This window comes from Vibrio qingdaonensis (assembly GCF_026191675.1).
In the GTDB taxonomy this organism is placed as follows: Bacteria; Pseudomonadota; Gammaproteobacteria; order Enterobacterales; family Vibrionaceae; genus Vibrio; species Vibrio qingdaonensis.
Window position 1 is genome coordinate 189,002 of the sequence record NZ_JAKRRY010000003.1, and the last position, 21,035, is coordinate 210,036.

The following is a 21,035-nucleotide window of genomic DNA, read 5'->3' on the forward strand; positions in this document are numbered from 1 at the left end:
CTTGAATAACTAAAGTGAGAGTAAAAAAATGCAACAATCAATTTATCGCCAGTTTTGGCGTTATGCTATCCCAACTATTGCTGCCATGCTGGTCAATGGCCTTTATCAGGTGGTCGATGGTATCTTTATCGGGCAGTACATGGGGAGTGAGGGATTAGCCGGAATTAATGTTGTATGGCCAGTGATCAGTGTGATCTTAGGTATTGGCATGATGATTGGTGTCGGTGCGGGGGCGCTGTCATCAATAAAACAAGGTGAAGGGAATATTGCGTCGGCTAAGAAAACATTGGCGACGGGCTTGATGTTATTGTTGGGCTTAGGACCTGTGGTTGCGGTGGTACTTTGGAATTTCTCTGATTATGCGTTGCAAATTCAAGGTGCGCAGGGACGTATGCTGGAGCTTGGCATCCAGTATTTGGATGTACTGATCATTGGTAGTGTCTTTTCGTTGGGATCGATTGCGGTTCCTTTCTTACTACGTAATGACGACAGCCCCAACATTGCCACGTTGCTCATGATTCTCGGTGCTGTGATTAATATTGCCCTAGACTATTTGTTTATTGCGGTTCTAGCATGGGAACTGACTGGTGCGGCATTAGCCACCGCGATTGCTCAGGCTGTAGTGACCATTCTTGGTGTGGCTTACTTTTTTTCTAGTCGCGCTAATATGCGTCTAACGCTGAAAGATTTTAAATTTCAATATAATGTGGTGCCGCCAATGCTCTCAATTGGTCTCGCCAGCTTTTTTATGTTCGCATACAGCTCATTTATGATAGCGATACATAATAAATTATTTGCTGACTATGGTTCGGTCGTCTTGATTGGCGCGTATGCGATTCTTGGTTACATCATTACTTTCTACTATTTAATTGTGGAAGGAATCGCCAATGCAATGCAACCATTGCTGAGCTATAACTTTGGCGCCGGTCGTAAAGACAATATGCGCAAACTCTTTAAAGTGGCGATGCTGAGCGCTGTCGCTGGTGGTGTGGCGTTTGTTACGCTGCTTAACCTGTATCCTTTGGAAGTGGTCTCTATTTTTAACTCAGGGGACGCAGAGTTAGTAGACAATACGGTTCTCGGCATTCGTTTGCATTTGTTCTCTATGTTTTTAGATGGGTTTTTAGTGGTCGCTGCCGCGTATTACCAAGCCATCAATAAGAGTAAAAAAGCGCTGTTTGTGACGTTAGGTAACATGTTAGTGCAACTGCCGTTTCTTTACGTACTGCCTAAGATTTGGGGTGTGACGGGCATATGGATCGCTTATCCAATTTCGAATGTGGCGCTCGCTATCGTCGTGGTATACATGATGTGGAAGGATGTCAGGTTACTACGTGAAGAGCATGCGGATCCAGTGATGGCGTAGGTATTCATGGCGCGTTAAGTGAGTAGAGATCAATGAAAGGTAATATGATGCGCTTGTGATTGAGTACAAGCGCATCAGATAGCTTATTGGACGTTAAGTCCGGCAATGTGGTGCCAGTAGCCATTACATTGACGATCTAAGCGGGGCGCAGGATTGTTGCCATTTTCATTTGCGCGGAAGCGCTCAACTTCAGAAAACGTATCCACCCCAATAGGACTCAAACGAACCACATCGACTAACCCCTGCATCGACTGAAGGTCGTTGATAAGGTTGTACTCGTAACCGGATTGGGTTTGAATACCATTCAGGTTAAAGACCGATTGACCTTCTTGGCTTTCGACTTGTAGCCCTGTTGGGTACTTAATACAGCAGGTTTCGCAGTCATCTTTGGCGCGATTTTCAGCTCTCGCCGTAAAACAGCGTGCAGAATAAGCCAAGGGAATATAACCATGGCTAAATACTTCGACTTCAAATTGATTACGAATACCCATTTCATCGGCCTGATTTAAGGTATTCACCAACCATTCACGAGACAGCTCAACTGGCATGCACCAGCGTGTCATCCCTTGTTTAGCAAATAGCTTAAGGGTACGGGCGTTATACGTATTCACCGCAGGACCGACGACAAACGGCACGTTACTTTCACTGGCAAGTTGAATGGCGGATACGTCATTAGCCTCAATTGCAAAGTCACCATTGTCGATGTATCTCTTCATAATGCTCACTTCACTAGGCGCTTCTAACAGTGCCATGGTGGAGATAACGACTTGTTTACCAGATTGAGACAGCGATTTAGCCACATCCAGCCAGTGCGTGGCTTTCATTTCTCTGCGTTTTGAACAAACCGTTTCCCCAAGGTAAATGATATCTGCGGAACTGGATTTTGCTTGCTCATAAAAGCTTTCTACATCTTGTTTTGGCCAGAAATAGAGGAGTGGCCCGAGTGCATATTTCATCAATTAACCTCTGATTATTGCCACTTGCGGTGGTACGCGCCGAGTGTGGTTTGCGTCCCTTCTGAGACATTGGCTAGCGCTTGATCCCAAGCTTGCTTTACTTGGTAATGCTGTGGGTCGCGTTGATAAAGATCGATCGCTTCGCGCCATGTGCGCGTCACTTGCTCTACATAGGCAGGGCTGCGTTGGCGCCCTTCAATTTTTACCGATGACACGTTAGCGGCAAAGAGCTCAGGAAGCATAGAGAGCGTGTTTAAACTGGTTGGTTCTTCAAGGGCGTGATAACGCTTTCTCTCACCATCGATATTGGCTTCAAATCGTCCCTTACACAAGGTTGGGTAGCCAGCGTTTTCACCCGCGGCATAGCGATCAATGAGAATATCGTTTAAACGAGACTCTAGCCCAGTCTCTGTTTCTTGCCAGCGTACATATTTGGCTGGAGAACATGCGCCTACGGTGTTTGGTGACTCACCTGTTAAGTAAGACGACAAATAGCAGCGACCTTCCGCCATGATACATAAGCTGCCAAATGCAAATACTTCAAGCTCGACCTCTGAAGTAATGTTTCGCGATAGCTGTTTCACTTGGTGGATAGATAGGACGCGCGGCAATACCACACGCTTAACATTGAAATTTTGATGATAAAAGTCGACTGCAGCCGTATTGGTTGCAGATGCTTGAACCGACAAGTGAAGCTCTAAATCAGGGTACTTGGTAGCGGCGTAATCGAGCACCGCAATATCCGCAACGATCAGGGCATCGACGCCAAGTTCAGCCGCTTGATCGACGGCATTAGTCCAACGCTCAAACCCATCTGGGTGGGCAAACGTGTTTAATGCGATGTGGATTTTTTTATTACGATCATGAACATATTGCACCGCGCGCTCGAGTTTTTTTCCGGTGAAGTTCAATCCAGCAAAGTGGCGAGCGTTCGTGTCATCTTTAAATCCAATGTACACAGCGTCTGCGCCGCAATCTATTGCCGTCTTAAGCGCAGGTAAGTTACCTGCTGGGCATAAGAGTTCCATAAGCTCAATACCAGTTTATCCTATATAGGCGGGCATTTTATGAAGAAAGATGAATGGCCAATTTGATGTGAGGCAGGTTTACATTAATAAACATGCAATTAACACCAAAGAGGTAAACTTACAGGGCGAATAACAATAGATAGAGTACAGCGGGGTATCGTGGGTGAATAAAAGTCGTTAAGTAAGGTAAGCAACGTGCTCGCCATTGCACTTGGGTTTGACAGTACTAGTGCTTACTGGGTTTGCACTAGTACTATTGATGGTTTAATTGCGATGACGTCGATTCTGAGCAAACAGGGCTTCGACTTCATGTTTAGGTTGCGGGCGATGAAAGTGAAATCCTTGAATCGAATGACAGTTGAGGTTGGAAAGCAATGTTGCTTGATGGCGAGTTTCCACCCCTTCGGCCACAACCGATAGGTTTAGTGACTTACCGAGGTTAATAATGTTCTCAATCACGGTAAGCTGTTTGGGCAGCGTATCAATATCCATAATGAACGCTCGGTCTATTTTAAGCTCATCAATAGGGAAGTGGGCAAGATAAGAAAGCGAAGAGTACCCAGTACCAAAGTCATCGATAGACAAGGCAAAGCCCAAACGTTTTATCGCATCAAGCATTTGCAAGGTATGTTCACTGTTACTCATTACGGCACTTTCTGTCAGCTCAAACGTAATGCAGCTTGGGTCAAGTCCAGTGGTATGCAGCAGTCTTTCCATGTAGTCAATAAGCTTAGGGTTACCAAATTGCTCTGGCGATAAGTTAATCGCCACCCGACCCGGTAAGATCCCCTGTAGTTTCCAGCGTTTGACCGTATTGAAAACATCGCGCATGACTACTCGACCAAGGTGTTCAATGAGACCTGCTTGTTCCGCTACTGGAATAAAAGAGGCAGGGCTAATATAACCTTCGACAGGGTGCTTCCAGCGAACCAGCGCCTCGGCACCATTGATACTGAAATCACGGGCATTCACTTTTGGTTGATACCAGACTTCTAGTCCATTTTGCGCTAGGGCTTTTTGCAATTCTATCTCTAACCAAAGTCGCATACGTGCTTCTTTGTTCATTTGGTCATTGAACTTGATCAGCCTATTGCGTCCACGGGCTTTCGCTTCATACATCGCTGTGTCGGCGTTCTGTAGCAAGATGCGTGGGTCATGCCCATCATTAGGGTATGTGACGCTGCCAATGGAGCAGGCTAGTCGTTTACTAAAGTGGTGTAAGTCAAAAGGTTGGTTGATCAGCTCAATGATTTTTTCTGCGAGCATATCCGCCGCGCTGCTGCCCTCGGGTTCCGGTAAAATTATCCCAAATTCATCGCCGCCGAGGTGCGCCAGAACGGTTTGCTGCGGTAGGTGGCGTTTTAGCCTTGTCGAGACTTCTTGAATCACTCGGTCACCGATGTGATGTCCTAATGAGTCGTTAATATTCTTAAAGTTGTCCAGATCAAGGTAGAGCATGATCAATGGCGTTTTTTTCTCGATAAAGTGGTCAAGGCAACGAGTGAAACCAAGCCGGTTGTAGAGCTTGGTAAGCGTATCGATATTGACATCTTCATGGCTATCTTTCGAAACCGGTTTTGGTTTTTCATCCATGTCTTGGATGAGGATCAGATGCGCACAGTTACCAAAGAGATTCGCGTCATCCACATGCAAGACCAAACGGCGTTGCGTACCACAGTAATCGCTCGTTCTGAAATGAAGGGGTTTGCTATCAATGGTCGAGCTCAGGTTTAAACTCACGGGCGCTTTGCTTTTCTCATCGATCAGAAGTCGACTCAGCGGCTCGCTTAATAAATCGGTTGGGGAAGAATAGCCAAATAAGCGCGCCGCCGCAGGGTTTGCGGATAGGATGCAATCATCTTCAACCAGCAACAGCCCATCGGGGATCAGTCGTGATAGTTTGAGAAATTTGCTTTCGGATTCTTCTAGTGAGCGTGTGAGTATTTGTTTTTCTGAGGTATCAATGGCGTGGAAGACGATATTTTCGATGACACCATCGACAGAAATAGGTGAAACGCTAAAATGTAGACTCGACTCTACATCAGATTCATCGAGGGTAACCTCGGCTTCGATGGACTCGCCAGATAGAGCGCGATCATAATAAGGCTTAAGTTGGCAATAAAACCGTTCCCCTAGAATTTGTTGATCGTTCATGCCGACCAGATCACTATGGGTCAGTCCTGCAACATCACAATACCGATCATTGACCATACAGTATTGGTGTTCGTCATCCAAAATAGCAAAAAAGAACGGGCTATTGGACGTGAGCTTGGCGAAGTATTCCTTTAACGATTTGGATGACATCAATGTACTACCAGTTCTCCGAAGAGCTTATATATCAGTAACCCCCACACTATAACCGTGATTAATCAGTTAGAAAAGGGGAGAGTCCAAAGCTAGAAATATTTGACACATAACAGGATTTTTTTTGCGCGAATATCGTATTATGAGGCAATTGAAGCATAAATTAACGGAAAAACCGCGTGTTAGACAAGATTCGAAGTCAACTAGTTAAAAACGCAGCACAAATTTTGCGATCTCCAGTCCATTTTTTGCCAACTAAATTTCAAAATATGGCATTGTCTGAAGCACTAAAAACCGTTTTTAAAGAATCACTTGAAGATGGTGACTTTGAATTTCTTGAAGGGAAGTGGTTAAAAGTTCATATTCGTGATCTAAACCTCAGTTGGTATATTTCCTACGAGGACGAAAAGTTACTGGTTGCCGAGCAACCTCAAACAGAGGATGTGAGTTTTAGTGGTAATTTAAACGACTTGGTTTTGATTGCTGGCAGAAAAGAAGACCCAGACACGTTATTTTTCCAACGTCGACTCAGTATCGAAGGGGATACGGAGTTAGGGCTTGAAGTGAAAAATTTGATGGATAGCGTCGATCTTGATGCATTGCCTAAAGCAATGTTAAGCGCATTGAACCATCTGGCCGATTTTGTTTATAAAGGCACACAATCACCCGCCAATCGTAGTGAGGCGTCCCATGCTTATTCGAACTGAAGCACCATCTGATATTTTGACGATTGATCGATTATTAAAATCTGTCTTTGAAAGCGAAGCGGAAGCGAATTTAGTGATGTCTCTAAGAGAGAACAGTAAGTTAACGCTTTCATTAGTGGCGTGTACCGATGACGGCGAAGTCGTCGGTCATGTCTTGTTTACGCCTGTCACGGTTGATGGTGAAGACTATGCTTGGCAAGGATTAGCACCATTAGCCGTGAGCAAGGGCTATCAAGGTCAAGGAATTGCAAGTGCATTGCTAAGTGAAGCTTTTGAAACGTTGCCTGAACTAGGCTACCCCGCTTGTGTGGTACTCGGCGATCCAAATTTCTATGGGAAGTTTGGTTTTCAATCTGCGGCTATGCACGGTTTAGAGTGTCAGTGGGAAGTTCCTGAAGGCGCCTTTCAAGCCCGTTCATTGACGGAAGAGCCGCTTAAGGCGCTTTATCGCGCAGGTAAAGGTCAGGTGGAATACTGCTCAGAGTTTAACGAGTTATAATTCGTCTTTGGTTAAGGCTGCTATCGTTATGTGGGCTTTAGTTAATCTAGACTAGTTGTGACGAGTGATGCTGTTGAATAAAATACGCGAGTCACCCAGTTAGGTGACTCGCGTATTTACGTTTGGTGATCGCGGGTAGCTTTGTTAAACTTCGTCTCTTCTTTTTCAGCGCCGATGACGGACGAACGTCTCTATACGGTAGCTCAGATAATGGTATTACATCATGGTAAGAGATAGCGTAAAGCTGCAGTTGATGGGGATTCAAACTTGGGCACTTGCTCACCCGGAAAGACTTGCGATTTTACCCGAGCAAACACTGAGTTTGCCAGACAGGTGTGAGTTGCTGTTTATTTCTCCCATTCAGCCTGAAAATGAAACGGCGCTGTTCTACCAGAAAATCCTTAAAGCGATGAAGCTTGAGATGGCGAACACGCAGCATATATATCCTGAGCAACTTATCCATTTAGACACGTCAGCGTTGCCTAAATGGTTGTGGTTTTCCGGTGCAGAATATGAAAATGAGCGTTATCAGCAATTATTAGCGCAACGTTCAATTCAATGTAATCAATTGGTCTCTCCTTTACTATCGAGTATTGATGGTAATGATGCAGAGAGACGAGCCCTTTGGAATCAGATCCGTTCTTATGCGTAATTTTGAATTTGCCCCGCTTGCTAAAGAGCATGTAGCGGCGGTACTCGCTATCGAGTTACAAGCGCACTCTCATCCATGGAAGGCATCCATGATTGAAGAAATCAATGGGCGAGGCGCGCAAAATAGCGTCATGTTGGTTGATGGGGAAGTGGTCGGCTATTTTTATGCCCAAAACATAGTCGGCGAAGTATCGTTACTGAATATCGCGATCGCGCCAAATCAGCAACGTAAAGGTTTTGGTCGTGCACTCTTAGGGCATTTTCTTGAACAGTGCCAGAGCTGCGAAGCGGAAAGTGCATGGCTTGAAGTTCGAGAAAGCAATCAGTCGGCGATGAAGCTGTATTTAGATGAAGGCTTTAATGAAGTCGATCGTCGAAAAGATTACTATCCAACAGATGGCGGTCGCGAAGACGGCATTATTATGAGCTATTACTTCATGTTTGGTATGTAGCGGTTTATCTGCCCTGCGAGGTTTCTCGCCTCGCTGGGCCGTCTTTTTTATTAACTTCTCCCTTATTAAAATCTCAGAAACCATTTTCATTTCGTATTGATGAAGTCTCGTCTTACCCGCAATTCTAATAGGTTACATTACCCTGAGTTACTTCGATTTTTTTACTTAGTCTTCATACTCCCCATTAATTATTGATAATCATGGGAATAAATGATGAAGCGATGTTCCGTTCTAACACTTAGCGTGCTTAGCGCCTTAACTTTTACTGCTCAAGCGGCAGAAGAGCAAACGAATGATCCTGCTGACGTGACTCGTCCACAAACTTATCTAAAAGTCGACTCTGGCGCAAAAGGTAAAGATGGGTTAACCCGTCTACAACTTAACATGGCGGGATCGTACACTGAAGAGATCGGCTACCTTGCTCAATTAGAAGGTGATTTTCAAACCAACGTTGATGCTGATAAAAAGAACGGTAAATCGTCAGACTTCGGTATGTCTCGTGTTCGTGCTCGTTACTTCCAAGTTCATGCAACAGGTTTTGAGTTATTACCAGAGGTTGGTTTTTCATTAGACTACATTGATTACGCTAACAACTGGGTAGCGAAAGATGCAGGCGCGAACAATACGGTTGCTGTCGGTGCCGTTGCTAAGGTTATTACTCCGTTCGAATCTTGGGTTTCTTACCCTAACGTAGCGGTTATGCGTAACTCATACGATAATGGTAAGTCAGGCAATGGTTGGCAAGCTAACTGGTTTAACTCTTTCTACCTAACAGAGAAAGGGTCATACATTACGGTTAACCCTCAGTACGCTAATTATGAAAACGCATTTGGTCAAAATGAACAATCATTGGAAATGATGATGGAAGGTGGCGTACCACTTTCATCAGATGGCAGTGTTTGGGGTAACGTAACGTATTCAGAGCATTTCTTTAAAGCCGGTGGTGAATCTCGTATGAAGCATCTTGATGGTAACCGCGAAGTTCGCATCGGTGCTACGTGGTTCTTCTAAAGGCTACTCGCCTATGACGATGTAACGATGAGTACTTTTCAATAAGTACGTTACTGGACCGTTAACCGTTCCAATAAGGCATGGAAGCCTTATGTTTTGTTTCTCTCCTCTTTGATTCCCTTCTTTTTTTTCTCCCTTGTTACTGGATCGATCCAAGTTTGTAACTGCGATTGATTGACTCAGTTAGGTAGTATCTAGCATGAACGATTATGCGTTAACGAGAGGAAGCACTTATGGCAATGCCATTTCACTTAGAAGATAAAATAATTGTCATCATTGGTGGTACGTCTGGCATTGGCGAGGCAACAGCTAAGCGACTACACGCCGCGGGAGGACGTTTAGTTATCGCAGGGCTGGATGCGGTAGCCTCTAACGTGGACTCTCTGGAGGCGTTATATATCGATGTTGATGTCACTGATGAGATTTCGCTAAGTGAATTAATGGCGATTACCTTTGAGCACTTTGGGCGCATCGATGTCTTGGTGAACTGCGCGGGTTCTACTAATGGCTATAGCACGATCATGGAGTCAAAAAAGGCGGAGTATGATGCGAACTATTCAGTGAATGCCCTAGGTACAGCACTTGCTATTAAACATGCGGTACCTTACATGCCATTAAATTCAAGCATCATTAATGTTGCTTCGGTCGCAGGGACATCCGGAGTTCCTTATTTAGGTGCGCTGGCTAGTTCTAAGTGGGCGGTATTGGGAATTACCAAAACGGCGGCGCTGGAACTAGGCAGTAAACAAATACGTGTCAATGCGGTCTGTCCGACCTCGGTTGATACGCCAAGAGCGCACGCCGCAGGCGGCGAGCCCCAGTTGCGAATGGAGCAACGAGCCGTGCCGCTTGGTCGTATCGGTCAGCCAGAAGAGGTGGCTGCCGTTATTCACTTTCTTGCGTCACAAGATAGTAGCTTTGTAAATGGTCAAGCTGTCGGCGTAGATGGTGGCTTTAGTGCTGGAATGAGTATTGAAGCCTATAACCAGCTCGCCCAATAATAGGAATAAGATGTAATGAAAGAAAAAATGAATGTTACTTTGCTGTGTGCATTATTGGTCTCGCTGCTCAGCGCACCAAGTTTTGCGTATTACTGCGATCAAACCGCTGAGGGGGCGATAGTGGGTGCCGTTGATGGTGCGATAACTGGCGCGGTTGTTGGCGGTATTGTTGACGGTTCTCAAGGGGCGAAAGCCGGTGCTATCATAGGTGGTGGAGCAGGAGCGGTAGGTGGCGCGGTTGATGGCGCTTACTATGAGGGTGCTTGCGAAGTGGCGACTGATGTTATTGTTGAAGATGAGATTATAGCGGAAGAATATATTGCTGAAGAGTATGTTGAAGAAGCGTACCTAGAAGAAGAGATTATCGAAGAAGAGATCATTGAGGAAGAATATCTCGAAGAAGAGTATTTGGATGACGAGTACGATGACTATGATGATGCACTCTACGATTAAATAATGACTATTCTTGCGGTGACTGCGTTAAGGGCAAACGTGAGTGCTAGGTGAGTTGGATAAAAGAATAAAAAAAAGAGAGCGAATGCTCTCTTTTTTTATTTAATTCACAGTCAGTATACCGTGTTATTTGATGGCGCTACAGTCGAGCTAGCGACGTTAATAGCTTATGCTTGATCTCTGGACTAGCAATAAAGGCACCTAAGTAACGAGCCTCGTTTCCTTCAAAGTCAGGTCGAAGTTGCAACATTTCTTTATAGCTAGCTTGAGCCTGTTTGAACTCGCCTTTTTGAACTTGAATAATCGCTTTAAGCATCGGCACCCAAAATAAACGTCTAAGCGAAAGATTGCTCACTGACTTTTCTGCATCATCATAATTATCTTGCATGATTTGATGAACCACGGTCGCGATGGAAAACCACGGTGGTCTAAACGGGTTGAGTGCCTTTGAATCGTCAATGAGCTTAAGCCCGCGCTCAAACTCGCCAGCCATACATAATGCCCAGCCACACAAACCAATTTGATAAGCGGCGTTAGGGTTAATGGCTAAGACTTTGTCAACAGTATCAATGATGCCGTTAATATCTTCTCTAACCTGATGAGCCATCAGCATAGCAATCTGTGACTCTTGATTGGTAGGCTCGAGTTCTACCGCACGTTTGGCGTAGCTAAGTCCGGTTTCCTCGGCATTGTCAGCATTGCCCATTCCTAGCATATCCGCATCAAAATAGAGTACGGCGAGCATGGCATGTAACAAGGCAATATAGGGCTCGCGCTCAACGGCGCTTAGTAAGGCTTGTGTTGCCAGTTGGTGAGTATCTTCAGACAGCGTCATTAAGTAGTGACGGTAGCGAAGCGTTGCTTCGTAGGTTGATAGGTGCTCGATCTTTTTTTGGTTGCAGCTTTGATAAATCTCGCGGTGGATGATCCCGAAACTGGATGCGAGCTCGGCAACAACCTCGGCAATGATTTCATCTTGGACAGCAAACAAGTCGTCAGTGTTGAGATCGCAAGTGTACTTTTCTGCCCACACTTGCTCACCGCTATCGGTGCGGTAGAGCTTGGCGTAGATGCGAATTTTGTTACCTAGCGCCTGCATTGTCCCTGAAGTAATGAAAGATACGCCCAGCTCTTCGCCTAAACCTTTTACATCGGCAGAGGTCCTTGGGTCGATACTGGTATCGCCAAGTGCGTGCATTGAGACGACCTTAAGCATGTCAAAACGTGCCAGTTCGGTGGCGAGTTCTTCCCCAAAGCCTTCAGCAAAAAAACGTTTTTCAGCGTCATCAGACAGGGATAAAAACGGCAGTACTGTAATGGTTGGGCTTAGTGCTCGCTGGTTGTCTCGCGCCATTTGGGCCAACGTTGCCGTTTGTCTCACAGCTTGGGGTGTTTGTGGTGTAAATACTGGGCTGTAGCGACCTTTAGGGATCGCTAGAAACAGAGGGTCATTCACCCCTTCTGTGAGGTAATAGGTTTCTAGTGTGCGTCTTACACGACCAGCTTGTATACGCACAATAGGGTCGGCCTGATGATCAAACTCCGCATCACGATCGAACACTTCAGTCGCAATAGTAAATTGTTTTAAGCGATCGCCATTGCCCGCCAAAGTCTGCTCCACGACAAAAGTCAGCAGTTCTTTCATTTTTGGGCTTTGATCAAACGCCTTACTTGAAAGAATTCGATTAAGCTGATCTTTCACTCGGGTTTGATTTTCTTCAATGCGAATATCTAGTGGAGCTTGTTCTGACACAGTATCGACTCTCTTCTTTTGTGAGTTGCCTATTTTGCCACTATAAGACCGCTAAAAATAGTAATGAGTTCACTGTTTTGCTAGGTAAAGCACTCTTTAATGTAACTGAAATCCTAATGGATGGAGTAAGACTGAACTCAAATGAATCTATTTCTAATGTTAGCAGTTATCGAGAAAACTTCCTTAATTAGCTTAAGCCTGACTCTGGTCGATACTTGGCAAAAAGAAACGATATTTATATGTAAAAATCGAATGGTTTGGTGTTTCGTCTTGATTTTTTCGTTAATAAAAGAGAGAGATGACGAGTAATTCATTGTCAATATTGACATTTTTAAGTAACAATTAGCAAACAATGTGCGGCTGTCGGGGGGCGTGACATTTGGCTATAGTTAGGTAATCAACAGACTTTACTGGATGTTAGTGAGTTATTTACGCGCAGCTTATACGCCTTACTATTATTATGAGTTCATATCGGCATTCACACGGAGGTGTCTGTGAAAATACGAGCATTAACGGCGATCAGCTGTGCTTTCATGAGTTCTTCATTATTGGCTTTTGATCAGTTTATTGATCCTAAGGATGGCATGTTTGACGCCAGTGCTTGGGTACTAGATAACGCGGTGGGGTTTATGCCTGTCCCAATTATCATTACCGACCCTGCAGTTGGAACTGGGGGAGGGGCTGCATTAATGTTCTTCCATGAATCAGAAGAGCGCGAACGACAAAGAAAAGAAAACCCAGATGAAGTCGTAGGTTTGCCACCGAGTGTGACGGCGGTCGCTGCGGCTGGTACTTCGAATGGCTCATGGTTAACTGGGGCATTTCACTTTGGGTCTTGGCAAGAAGATACTTGGCGATATCAAGGCGGATTATTTTATGGTTCTTTTAACTTAAAATACTATGTACTAGATGCTCCCTTGGATTTCAATATTGATGGCTTGTATTTTATGCAAGATATCGACTATCGCCTTGCCGGGAGTGATTGGTTTATTGGTGCAAAATATTCCCTCCTTTCTTCCAAGAGTACGTTCGATTTAGGCAATGATCTGATTCAACTGCCGCCGATAAATTTTGACCTCAAAGATGCTGCGGTTGAACTTAAGGTGACCTACGATAGTCGAGATTCTATCTTTACTCCTAATGATGGCCTCAAAGCGAAACTCAGTACTGACTTTCACGATCAAGCATTTGGTGGCGATGTGTCGTATCGTAAATCCAGACTGCAGGCCAACTATTTTGCGCCGATCCTAAATGATGTCGTGATTGGCTTGCGTGGTGATTATCAAACGGTCACTGATGACGCCCCTTATTACGCAAGACCGTTTATTAATATGCGAGGTATCCCAGCAATGCGCTATCAAGGTGATGATATGGCGCTAATGGAACTCGAAGCACGTTATGACATTACACCAAGATGGTCGTTAATTGGCTTTACAGGGACAGGAAAAGCCATCGATGATGGGCAAGACTTTTCAGACGCTGATTATCAATCTGTTGTGGGCGGTGGCTTTCGTTACTTAGTCGCTCGACAGCTCAATATGCGTGCTGGTGTGGATGTGGCAAAAGGGCCAGAAGAGTGGGCGTATTACATAACCGTTGGCCACGCTTGGGCACTGTAATTAATAGTGATAGTGGACAAGGATAGTTGGGTTGTATAGCTGAGAGCTCTTGATTCGTCACCTTATCGTGCGAGAAGATAGTGCGATAGCATGCCTAAGAGGGTGATTTGTTTATAAAGGGCGGCTTTGAGAAAGTATTCATTGAGAAACCCTGCCAGATCGGTGAAAATAGCGCCCATTATTTTATCGACGCCTTCGAATAGCCTCGCACGGTTTACCGTGCCTGCAGTTAGCTGTTCTACAAATCAAGAAGATCGAGATACATGTCAAATCAATTTCAGCAAGAAGTGTCTAAACGTAGAACGTTTGCAATCATTTCTCACCCGGATGCGGGTAAAACCACGATTACCGAAAAAGTACTTTTGTTCGGAAACGCAATTCAAAAAGCGGGTACTGTAAAAGGTCGCGGCTCTAACCAGCACGCTAAGTCTGACTGGATGGAAATGGAAAAAGAACGTGGCATCTCGGTCACGACATCGGTGATGCAGTTTCCATATAACGACTGCCTGGTTAACCTTCTAGATACCCCTGGACACGAAGATTTCTCGGAAGATACCTACCGTACATTAACCGCTGTCGATTCTTGCTTGATGGTGATTGATGCCGCTAAGGGTGTCGAAGACCGTACGCGTAAATTGATGGAAGTGACGCGTCTACGTGACACTCCTATCGTGACCTTTATGAACAAACTTGACCGTGATGTTCGTGATCCAATGGAAGTGTTAGATGAAGTGGAAAGCGAGCTTGGTATGGCTTGTGCGCCAATCTCATGGCCAATTGGTTGTGGTAAAGAATTTAAAGGCGTGTATCACATTCACCGTGACGAAACCATCTTATACGAATCTGGCCATGGTCATGAGATTCAAGAAGTTCGTATCATTAAGGGGCTTGATAACCCTGAACTTGACGTTGCAGTTGGTGAAGATCTAGCGGAAAGCGTGCGTGAAGAACTAGAGCTTGTTATTGGTGCGTGTCCTGAGTTTGATTTAGACCTATTCCTTGCCGGTGAATTAACGCCAGTTTACTTTGGTACAGCACTGGGTAACTTTGGTGTTGACCATATGCTAGATGGCCTAACTGAATGGGCTCCAGGGCCGCAAACTCGTCAAGCTAATGAGCGTGATGTGGAAGCAACGGAAGAGAAGTTTTCTGGCTTCGTCTTTAAGATCCAAGCCAACATGGATCCGAAACACCGCGACCGTATCGCCTTCATGCGTATTGTGTCTGGTACTTACAATCAAGGTATGAAGATGAACCATGTTCGTACTGGCAAAAATGTGAGTATTTCGGATGCGGTAACCTTTATGGCGGGTGATCGTTCTCGCGCAGAGAAAGCGTACGCTGGCGATATTATTGGCCTGCATAACCACGGTACGATTCAAATTGGTGATACCTTTACACAAGGTGAGAATTTGAAGTTCTCTGGTATTCCAAACTTTGCACCAGAATTATTCCGTCGTATTCGTCTACGCGATCCTCTAAAGCAAAAACAGTTGCTGAAAGGTTTAGTTCAGCTTTCTGAAGAAGGCGCGGTACAAGTTTTCCGTCCACTGCAAAACAACGATTTGATCGTTGGTGCGGTAGGTGTGCTCCAGTTTGATGTTGTTGTTGCACGCTTGAAGGCTGAGTACAACGTAGAAGCCATCTATGAGAGTGTCAACGTGGCAACGGCACGTTGGGTTGAGTGTGATGATGCGAAGAAACTGGAAGAGTTTAAGCGTAAGAGTCAGCAAAACTTGGCATTGGATGGCGGTGATAACCTCAGTTATGTCGCCCCAACGATGGTCAATCTAAACTTAGCGCAAGAGCGCTTCCCTGATGTGACGTTCCGCGCGACACGTGAACACTAAACATCTAGTTAAAAAAAACCGCTCATTGAGCGGTTTTTTTATGCCTGTTTTTTTATGCTTATAAGCTAGCGCGCTCTTACTCGCGCGCTTTTGTCATCTTATTCGCGTTCTTTGGTATAAGGCACGCCAATTGCTTTTGGTGCGACGGCCTTGCCAATGAACCCTGCTAACAGGAACACGGTGAGTATGTAAGGTATTGCTTCGATGGCTTGAACCGGAATAGGGAAGTCACCGATTTTGACGCCCTGCATGCGAATGGCTAATGCGTCTAAGAAACCAAATAACAAACAAGCCCCCATTGCTGTAAACGGACGCCATTTACCAAAAATGAGCGCTGCCAATGCCATGTACCCTTTTCCGGCACTCATGTTTGGAATGAACTGAGCCGTTTGAGCAACCGAGAGATACACTCCCCCAATACCCACCAGAACGCCACAAATTGCGACGGCGGCATAGCGTGTACGCACCACGGAAATACCTGCAGTATCGACAGCTGAGGGGGATTCACCGACCGCGCGTAGACGAAGCCCAAAGCGCGTCCTAAACAGAAGGTACCAACAAGCAGGAACGATAAAGACCACCATGTAGACTAAGATCGAATGGCCACTAATCAATTCCGAATAAAGGTGACCCAATACAGGAATATCCGCGACGGCATCGGCACCTGGAAAGGTAATGGGGGCAAAACGAGCATCACCAGATAGTGCTGGTGTTTGACCGCCTTGCTGGAACCAGTGACGCCCCAAAGTAATGGTTAACCCTGCAGCGAGAATGTTGATCGCCATGCCACTGACCACTTGATCGCCGCGATGGGTAATACACGCAAAGCCGTGAAGAAGGGCTAACAAAACCGATACGCCGATCCCAGCGAATAGCCCAAGCCAAGCAGAACCTGTGACATGAGCGGTGGCCGCTCCCGCGAACGCAGCTGCCAGTAGTTTACCTTCTAAAGCAATGTTGACGATCCCTGAACGTTCACAGAACATTCCGGCCAGTGATGCAAGGATCAGCGGTGTTGCCACGCGTAATGTGGCGTCTAGCATGAGAATAATCGTTTCAAACATAATTAAGCGACTCCCTTCTCAGCGTCAATATTGGGTTTAGAAAAGAGTTTGAGGTAGGTCCTTTCCAGTGAGGGTCTAAACATGTGCTCGAGCGCACCAGAGAATAAAATCACTAAGCCTTGCAGCACCACGACGATGTTACGGTCCACGCCATATTCAAAACTCAGCTCAGCACCACCTTGATAGAGAAAGCCAAAGAGCAAGCTGGCCAGTAAAACACCAATAGGATGATTTCTTCCCATAAGCGCAACGGCAATGCCAGTAAAGCCAAAGCCTTCGACAAAGTTAAGTTTTATTTGGTGCAGTTCGCCTTGTAGTACGTTAAGGCCAAAAAATCCGGCAAGCATACCAGAGATCAGCATGGTAATAATGATAGTCTTGCTGTACTTAATACCAGCATAGCCTGCTGCTGAAGGGTTAGCGCCGACTGAGCGAACTTCATAGCCCCAGCGAGAGTGCCACATAAATAGCCACACAAAGACGCAACAAAGTAGGGCAAAAATAAAGCTCAAATTCATTGGGCTCGGTGCCATTTCGATTCCGAACACCGCCAATATCTCATGCATTTTGGGAAGCCAGCTGCTCACCGCAAATACCCGGCTCTCTGTTGCCATGGTATTGTCTGGCTTGAGCACCTCTACCAATAAATACGCCATGAATGAGGCCGCGATAAAGTTAAACATGATAGTTGTGATAACAATGTGTGAGCCGCGTTTCGCTTGTAAATAGGCAGGAATAAACGCCCAAGCTGCACCAAACAGACCGCCCGCTAAAATGGCCACAGGGAAGGTAATATACCAAGGCGCGTATTCACCCAACGTTAAGCACACCAGCCCCACACCGAGCCCGCCAATATAGGCTTGTCCTTCCCCCCCAATATTAAAAAGCCCGGCGTGGAAGGCAACGGCGACCGCAAGCCCTGTGAAAATAAAGCCCGTCGCGTAGTACATGGTGTAGCCAAACCCTTCGGCATAACCAAATGCGCCAGTCCACATGACTTTTGCCGCATCAATTGGGCTGATGTCGATATAGATAAATAACAGCGCAGACACGAGAAACGCGACCATGACATTGATGGCGGGCAATAGTGCCATGGTTACCCAAGCGGGTACTTTGGCTTGGCTCATGACGTCTCTCCTTGTTGTCCTTGGCCGGAAGCCACTGCTTTTTGCTGTAAGTGTTCCGGCATAATATTGGCCATCATTAACCCTAGTGTTTGTTCATCGGCATCATCAATGGAGACTTCGCCGACAATCGCGCCATCAAAGACCACCAAAATTCGATCGGCGAGGCTAAGGATTTCATCCAGTTCAACCGAGACTAAAAGTACGGCTTTATCTTCATCTCGAGCCGCGATAATTTGCTGGTGGATGTATTCGATTGCGCCAATATCGACCCCACGTGTAGGCTGCCCAACGAGCAGAACATCTGGATTTTGTTCCATCTCACGAGCAATCACGAGTTTTTGTTGGTTACCACCAGAGAAGTTGGCGGTTTTCAGTGTCGTGTCGTTTGGGCGAACGTCCCATTTGTCCATACTGGTTTGACAGTGTGCTTTAATCGCTTGCTTATCCTGCAGCAATCCTTTGTTGTATTGGGGAAGGTGGTGATAGCCGAGGATATAAGCCTCTTGGGCTTCAAATTTGTTGATGAGCCCTTGCTTGTGACGATCTTCAGGAATATGCCCGACGCCAATCGCCCGTACTTCCTGAGGGTTGAGTGGGTTCAGCTTATCAATGGTGCTGTTGTTAATGTGTATGGACCCCGAATGAGGTTGCAAAATACCAGATAAGAGAGCAAGAATTTCAGACTGACCATTTCCAGACACCCCAGCAATACCGACTACTTCACCTTGCCTAACGCCAAAGCTGACGCGTTTCACCCGCTCTACACCGGCGTCATCAAAATATTGCAGGTTATCGACAGTAATCAGCTGTTTTTTCGGGTTTGAGGAGTGTTTGTCGACTTTGAGGCGAACTTTACGACCGACCATAAATTCGGCTAATTGTTCTTTATTGGTATTTGCCGTGGTGACGTGCTCCACCATCGTACCTTGTCGCATCACTGAGATGTTATCGGTAATTGCGAGCACTTCACGCAGTTTATGCGTGATGATCATGATGGTTGTACCTTGTGCTCTCAGTTTGTCTAGAATGCGAAATAGATGATCCGCTTCTTGCGGCGTTAATACCCCAGTGGGTTCATCAAGGATGAGTATTTTAGCGCCACGATATAGGGCTTTGAGAATTTCGACTCGTTGCTGAAGACCGACAGGCAATTCGCCAACGATAGCATCAATTGGGACATCAAGACCGTAGTCTTTCGCCAGTGCTTTGAGTTTTTTACGGGCCTTTCCTAGGCTTTCTTCTAGCTTCCAACCATCTTCTGCGCCGAGCACAATATTCTCGAGAACAGAGAAGGTCTCGACCAACATAAAGTGTTGATGCACCATACCAATCCCTGATTGGATCGCTTCTTGTGAATTGGCGGGCTTATATGGCTGGCCATTAACCCACATCGCACCTTCATCGGCATGATAAAAGCCGTAAATAATGCTCATTAACGTCGATTTGCCGGCGCCGTTTTCACCGATAATACCGTGAATAGTGCCCTTGGGAACTCGAAGATCAATGTCACGATTGGCATGAACGGCGCCAAAACGTTTATTGATGTCTTTGAGTTCTATGGCAATAGGTTGTCCTTGTGTCACGAGATACTGCCTTATATTGAATTAGCGATGTGAATTGCTCGCTAATGATTCCCTGCTAATTACTTAAATGTCGTTTTTATTTTATTGGTTGCTTCTAAGTTTATAGGTTGCTTCTAAGTTTATAGATTACTTCTAAGTTTATAGATTGTCGTTATTGAAGATGATCATGGGGTGTTGGGTGTGTGATACGCCACTGTGTTTTAGGCAGTGGCGTAGAGCTTGAGCTAGGCTGAAAGCCTAGCCGTAAATGCAGCTTGTTGGCGGTACTTAGTAATTACAGGTATTGTCTGACATGTAGTCGTGGACTTTGATATCACCGGCAATAATTTGCGCTTGTAGCTCATCGAGATACGCTTTCATTTCCGCAGTAATGAGATCTTTGTTGTTATCATCGTATGCCCATTCAACCGCCCCGTCTTTAAGACCGAGTACCTTGATGCCCGCTTCCCATGATCCTTTCTCAGCTTCATCCCATGAGTTATAGGCGGCAACGCCCACCTTTTTCACCATCGACGTTAACATGGTGCCAGGTTGTAAGTGGTTTTGGTTTGAGTCCACACCGATAGCAAATTTACCGCCATCTTTTGCCGCCTGATACACCCCCATCCCAGTTCCGCCTGCAGCGGCGTAGATAACATCAACCCCTTTAGAGAACTGAGATTTAGCAAGCTCGGAGCCTTTAGCTGGATCAGCAAACGCAGCCGGTGTTGAACCTGTCATATTCTGGAAAGTTTCGATTTTAGGGTTAGCGTATTGTGCGCCTTGGCGATAACCACATTCAAACTTACGAATCAGTGGAATGTCCATTCCGCCTACAAAACCAACTTTGGCCGTTTTAGAGGCCTTAGCAGCCAGTGCACCCACGAGGAAAGAACCCTCATGCTCTTTGAACACGATAGATTGAACGTTTGGCTTGTCGACGACCATATCGATGATAGTAAACTGAATGTCAGGAAACTCTGTTGCGACTTTCTCTACAGCAGAAGCCATATTAAAACCTACTGCAACGATGGGAGTGAACCCGCGGCTGGCAAGACGGCGTAGACCTTGTTCGCGTTGTGCTTCATTTTGAGGTTCGAATTCACGTACTTTAATGCCTTTGTCGGCATTGAAAGGTTTAACACCATTTTGAAAAACGGCTTCATTAAACGATTTGTCGAATTTACCTGCTGTATCATAAACAACGGCTGGTTTTGCTGCGAATACGCTGAAAGACGAGACCGCCACTGCAAGTGCGGAGAGTTTTAGAATAGTTTTTTTCACGTTCAGTTCCCTTGTGGTGTCAGATAATGGGGGTACCATTGATGAATCAATAGACCCGGCTAACGCTGTGGTTAGAGGCTGGAAATTAAACGTTTGTAAATAACGCAGCCTCATGCTTTGTTTAATTTACAAACAGTACGAAACATTTTATCGTTTGCTTGATTGAAAAAAAACCGCTTCTATCACAGCAATGAGTGTTGAATCACAACTTAGTGATAAAACTCTAACTATTGGCTATCCTTTGCGTAACAAGGGGTCTGGTAGATTAACTTGCAATCGATTACATTTGCTCGTTGGTATGTTTATCGCTTTTTTACTGTGTGTTTATTCCGTTATAGAGAGAGTTTT

General features: G+C 45.6%; 18 protein-coding genes. 10 read left to right on the plus strand and 8 right to left on the minus strand.

The genetic code is table 11. The features are described 5' to 3' along the window. The first annotated feature begins 28 nt into the window (after positions 1 to 28). Positions 29 to 1,366: an MATE family efflux transporter gene (locus MD535_RS04435; RefSeq protein ID WP_265673721.1), complete on the plus strand. Its 1,338-nt coding sequence runs from the start codon at positions 29 to 31 to the stop codon at positions 1,364 to 1,366. Positions 1,367 to 1,449: 83 nt separating this feature from the next. On the opposite strand, the gene MD535_RS04440 is transcribed toward MD535_RS04435, so the two are convergent. The 3 genes from MD535_RS04440 to MD535_RS04450 form a co-directional block, all read right to left on the minus strand. Continuing rightward, complete coding sequence (locus tag MD535_RS04440; protein WP_265673722.1) at positions 1,450 to 2,322, minus strand: U32 family peptidase; 873 nt, start codon at positions 2,320 to 2,322, stop codon at positions 1,450 to 1,452. Between the two features lie 14 nt (positions 2,323 to 2,336). Further along, positions 2,337 to 3,350, minus strand: coding sequence for a ubiquinone anaerobic biosynthesis protein UbiU (gene ubiU, locus MD535_RS04445; RefSeq protein ID WP_265673723.1), 1,014 nt, complete (start codon positions 3,348 to 3,350; stop codon positions 2,337 to 2,339). 264 nt (positions 3,351 to 3,614) lie between these two features. Then, entirely contained in the window at positions 3,615 to 5,654 is a 2,040-nt protein-coding gene (locus tag MD535_RS04450; protein ID WP_265673724.1) for a sensor domain-containing protein, read from the minus strand. A 179-nt stretch (positions 5,655 to 5,833) separates the two neighbouring features. Between MD535_RS04450 and ubiT the strand changes: the two genes are divergently transcribed. The 7 genes from ubiT to MD535_RS04485 all read left to right on the plus strand — a co-directional run bounded on the left by ubiT (position 5,834) and on the right by MD535_RS04485 (position 10,428). Continuing rightward, positions 5,834 to 6,361, plus strand: coding sequence for a ubiquinone anaerobic biosynthesis accessory factor UbiT (gene ubiT, locus MD535_RS04455; protein WP_265673725.1), 528 nt, complete (start codon positions 5,834 to 5,836; stop codon positions 6,359 to 6,361). Then, positions 6,345 to 6,860 carry a GNAT family N-acetyltransferase gene (locus tag MD535_RS04460; protein ID WP_265673726.1) on the plus strand — a complete coding sequence of 172 codons (516 nt, stop codon included), beginning with the start codon at positions 6,345 to 6,347 and terminating at the stop codon, positions 6,858 to 6,860. Before ubiT ends, MD535_RS04460 begins: the two co-directional genes overlap by 17 nt. Positions 6,861 to 7,083: 223 nt before the next feature. After that, positions 7,084 to 7,512: a DNA polymerase III subunit psi gene (locus MD535_RS04465; RefSeq protein ID WP_265673727.1), complete on the plus strand. Its 429-nt coding sequence runs from the start codon at positions 7,084 to 7,086 to the stop codon at positions 7,510 to 7,512. Continuing rightward, positions 7,505 to 7,963, plus strand: coding sequence for a ribosomal protein S18-alanine N-acetyltransferase (rimI, locus tag MD535_RS04470; protein ID WP_265673728.1), 459 nt, complete (start codon positions 7,505 to 7,507; stop codon positions 7,961 to 7,963). Before MD535_RS04465 ends, rimI begins: the two co-directional genes overlap by 8 nt. Before the next feature lie 210 nt (positions 7,964 to 8,173). Next, positions 8,174 to 8,974: a hypothetical protein gene (locus tag MD535_RS04475; protein ID WP_265673729.1), complete on the plus strand. Its 801-nt coding sequence runs from the start codon at positions 8,174 to 8,176 to the stop codon at positions 8,972 to 8,974. Positions 8,975 to 9,207: 233 nt separating this feature from the next. Beyond that, positions 9,208 to 9,975: an SDR family NAD(P)-dependent oxidoreductase gene (locus MD535_RS04480; RefSeq protein WP_265673730.1), complete on the plus strand. Its 768-nt coding sequence runs from the start codon at positions 9,208 to 9,210 to the stop codon at positions 9,973 to 9,975. Between the two features lie 15 nt (positions 9,976 to 9,990). Continuing rightward, a complete protein-coding gene (locus tag MD535_RS04485; protein WP_265673731.1) occupies positions 9,991 to 10,428 on the plus strand; it encodes a hypothetical protein in 438 nt (145 codons plus the stop codon). A gap of 139 nt (positions 10,429 to 10,567) precedes the next feature. Here the strand turns inward: MD535_RS04485 and MD535_RS04490 are convergent, their stop codons facing one another. Continuing rightward, positions 10,568 to 12,181 (minus strand): transmembrane adenylate cyclase, encoded by a 1,614-nt coding sequence (locus tag MD535_RS04490; RefSeq protein ID WP_265673732.1) that lies wholly within the window; start codon positions 12,179 to 12,181, stop codon positions 10,568 to 10,570. Positions 12,182 to 12,675: 494 nt separating this feature from the next. On the opposite strand from MD535_RS04490, the gene MD535_RS04495 reads away from it, so the two are divergent. Both MD535_RS04495 and prfC read left to right on the plus strand, forming a co-directional pair. After that, positions 12,676 to 13,800: a BamA/TamA family outer membrane protein gene (locus tag MD535_RS04495; RefSeq protein WP_265673733.1), complete on the plus strand. Its 1,125-nt coding sequence runs from the start codon at positions 12,676 to 12,678 to the stop codon at positions 13,798 to 13,800. Between the two features lie 263 nt (positions 13,801 to 14,063). Then, entirely contained in the window at positions 14,064 to 15,650 is a 1,587-nt protein-coding gene (gene prfC / locus MD535_RS04500; RefSeq protein WP_265673734.1) for a peptide chain release factor 3, read from the plus strand. A 98-nt stretch (positions 15,651 to 15,748) separates the two neighbouring features. Here prfC and MD535_RS04505 read toward each other — a convergent pair whose 3' ends face one another. The 4 genes from MD535_RS04505 to MD535_RS04520 all read right to left on the minus strand — a co-directional run bounded on the left by MD535_RS04505 (position 15,749) and on the right by MD535_RS04520 (position 20,687). Continuing rightward, positions 15,749 to 16,714: an ABC transporter permease gene (locus MD535_RS04505; RefSeq protein WP_265673735.1), complete on the minus strand. Its 966-nt coding sequence runs from the start codon at positions 16,712 to 16,714 to the stop codon at positions 15,749 to 15,751. A 2-nt stretch (positions 16,715 to 16,716) separates the two neighbouring features. Continuing rightward, positions 16,717 to 17,841, minus strand: coding sequence for an ABC transporter permease (locus MD535_RS04510; protein WP_250615683.1), 1,125 nt, complete (start codon positions 17,839 to 17,841; stop codon positions 16,717 to 16,719). Further along, the gene (locus MD535_RS04515; RefSeq protein WP_265673736.1) at positions 17,838 to 19,424 is read right to left on the minus strand and encodes an ABC transporter ATP-binding protein; all 1,587 of its coding nucleotides are present in this window, start codon (positions 19,422 to 19,424) and stop codon (positions 17,838 to 17,840) included. Before MD535_RS04515 ends, MD535_RS04510 begins: the two co-directional genes overlap by 4 nt. Positions 19,425 to 19,691: 267 nt before the next feature. Next, entirely contained in the window at positions 19,692 to 20,687 is a 996-nt protein-coding gene (locus MD535_RS04520) for a BMP family lipoprotein (RefSeq protein ID WP_265673737.1), read from the minus strand. Positions 20,688 to 21,035 lie beyond the last annotated feature (348 nt).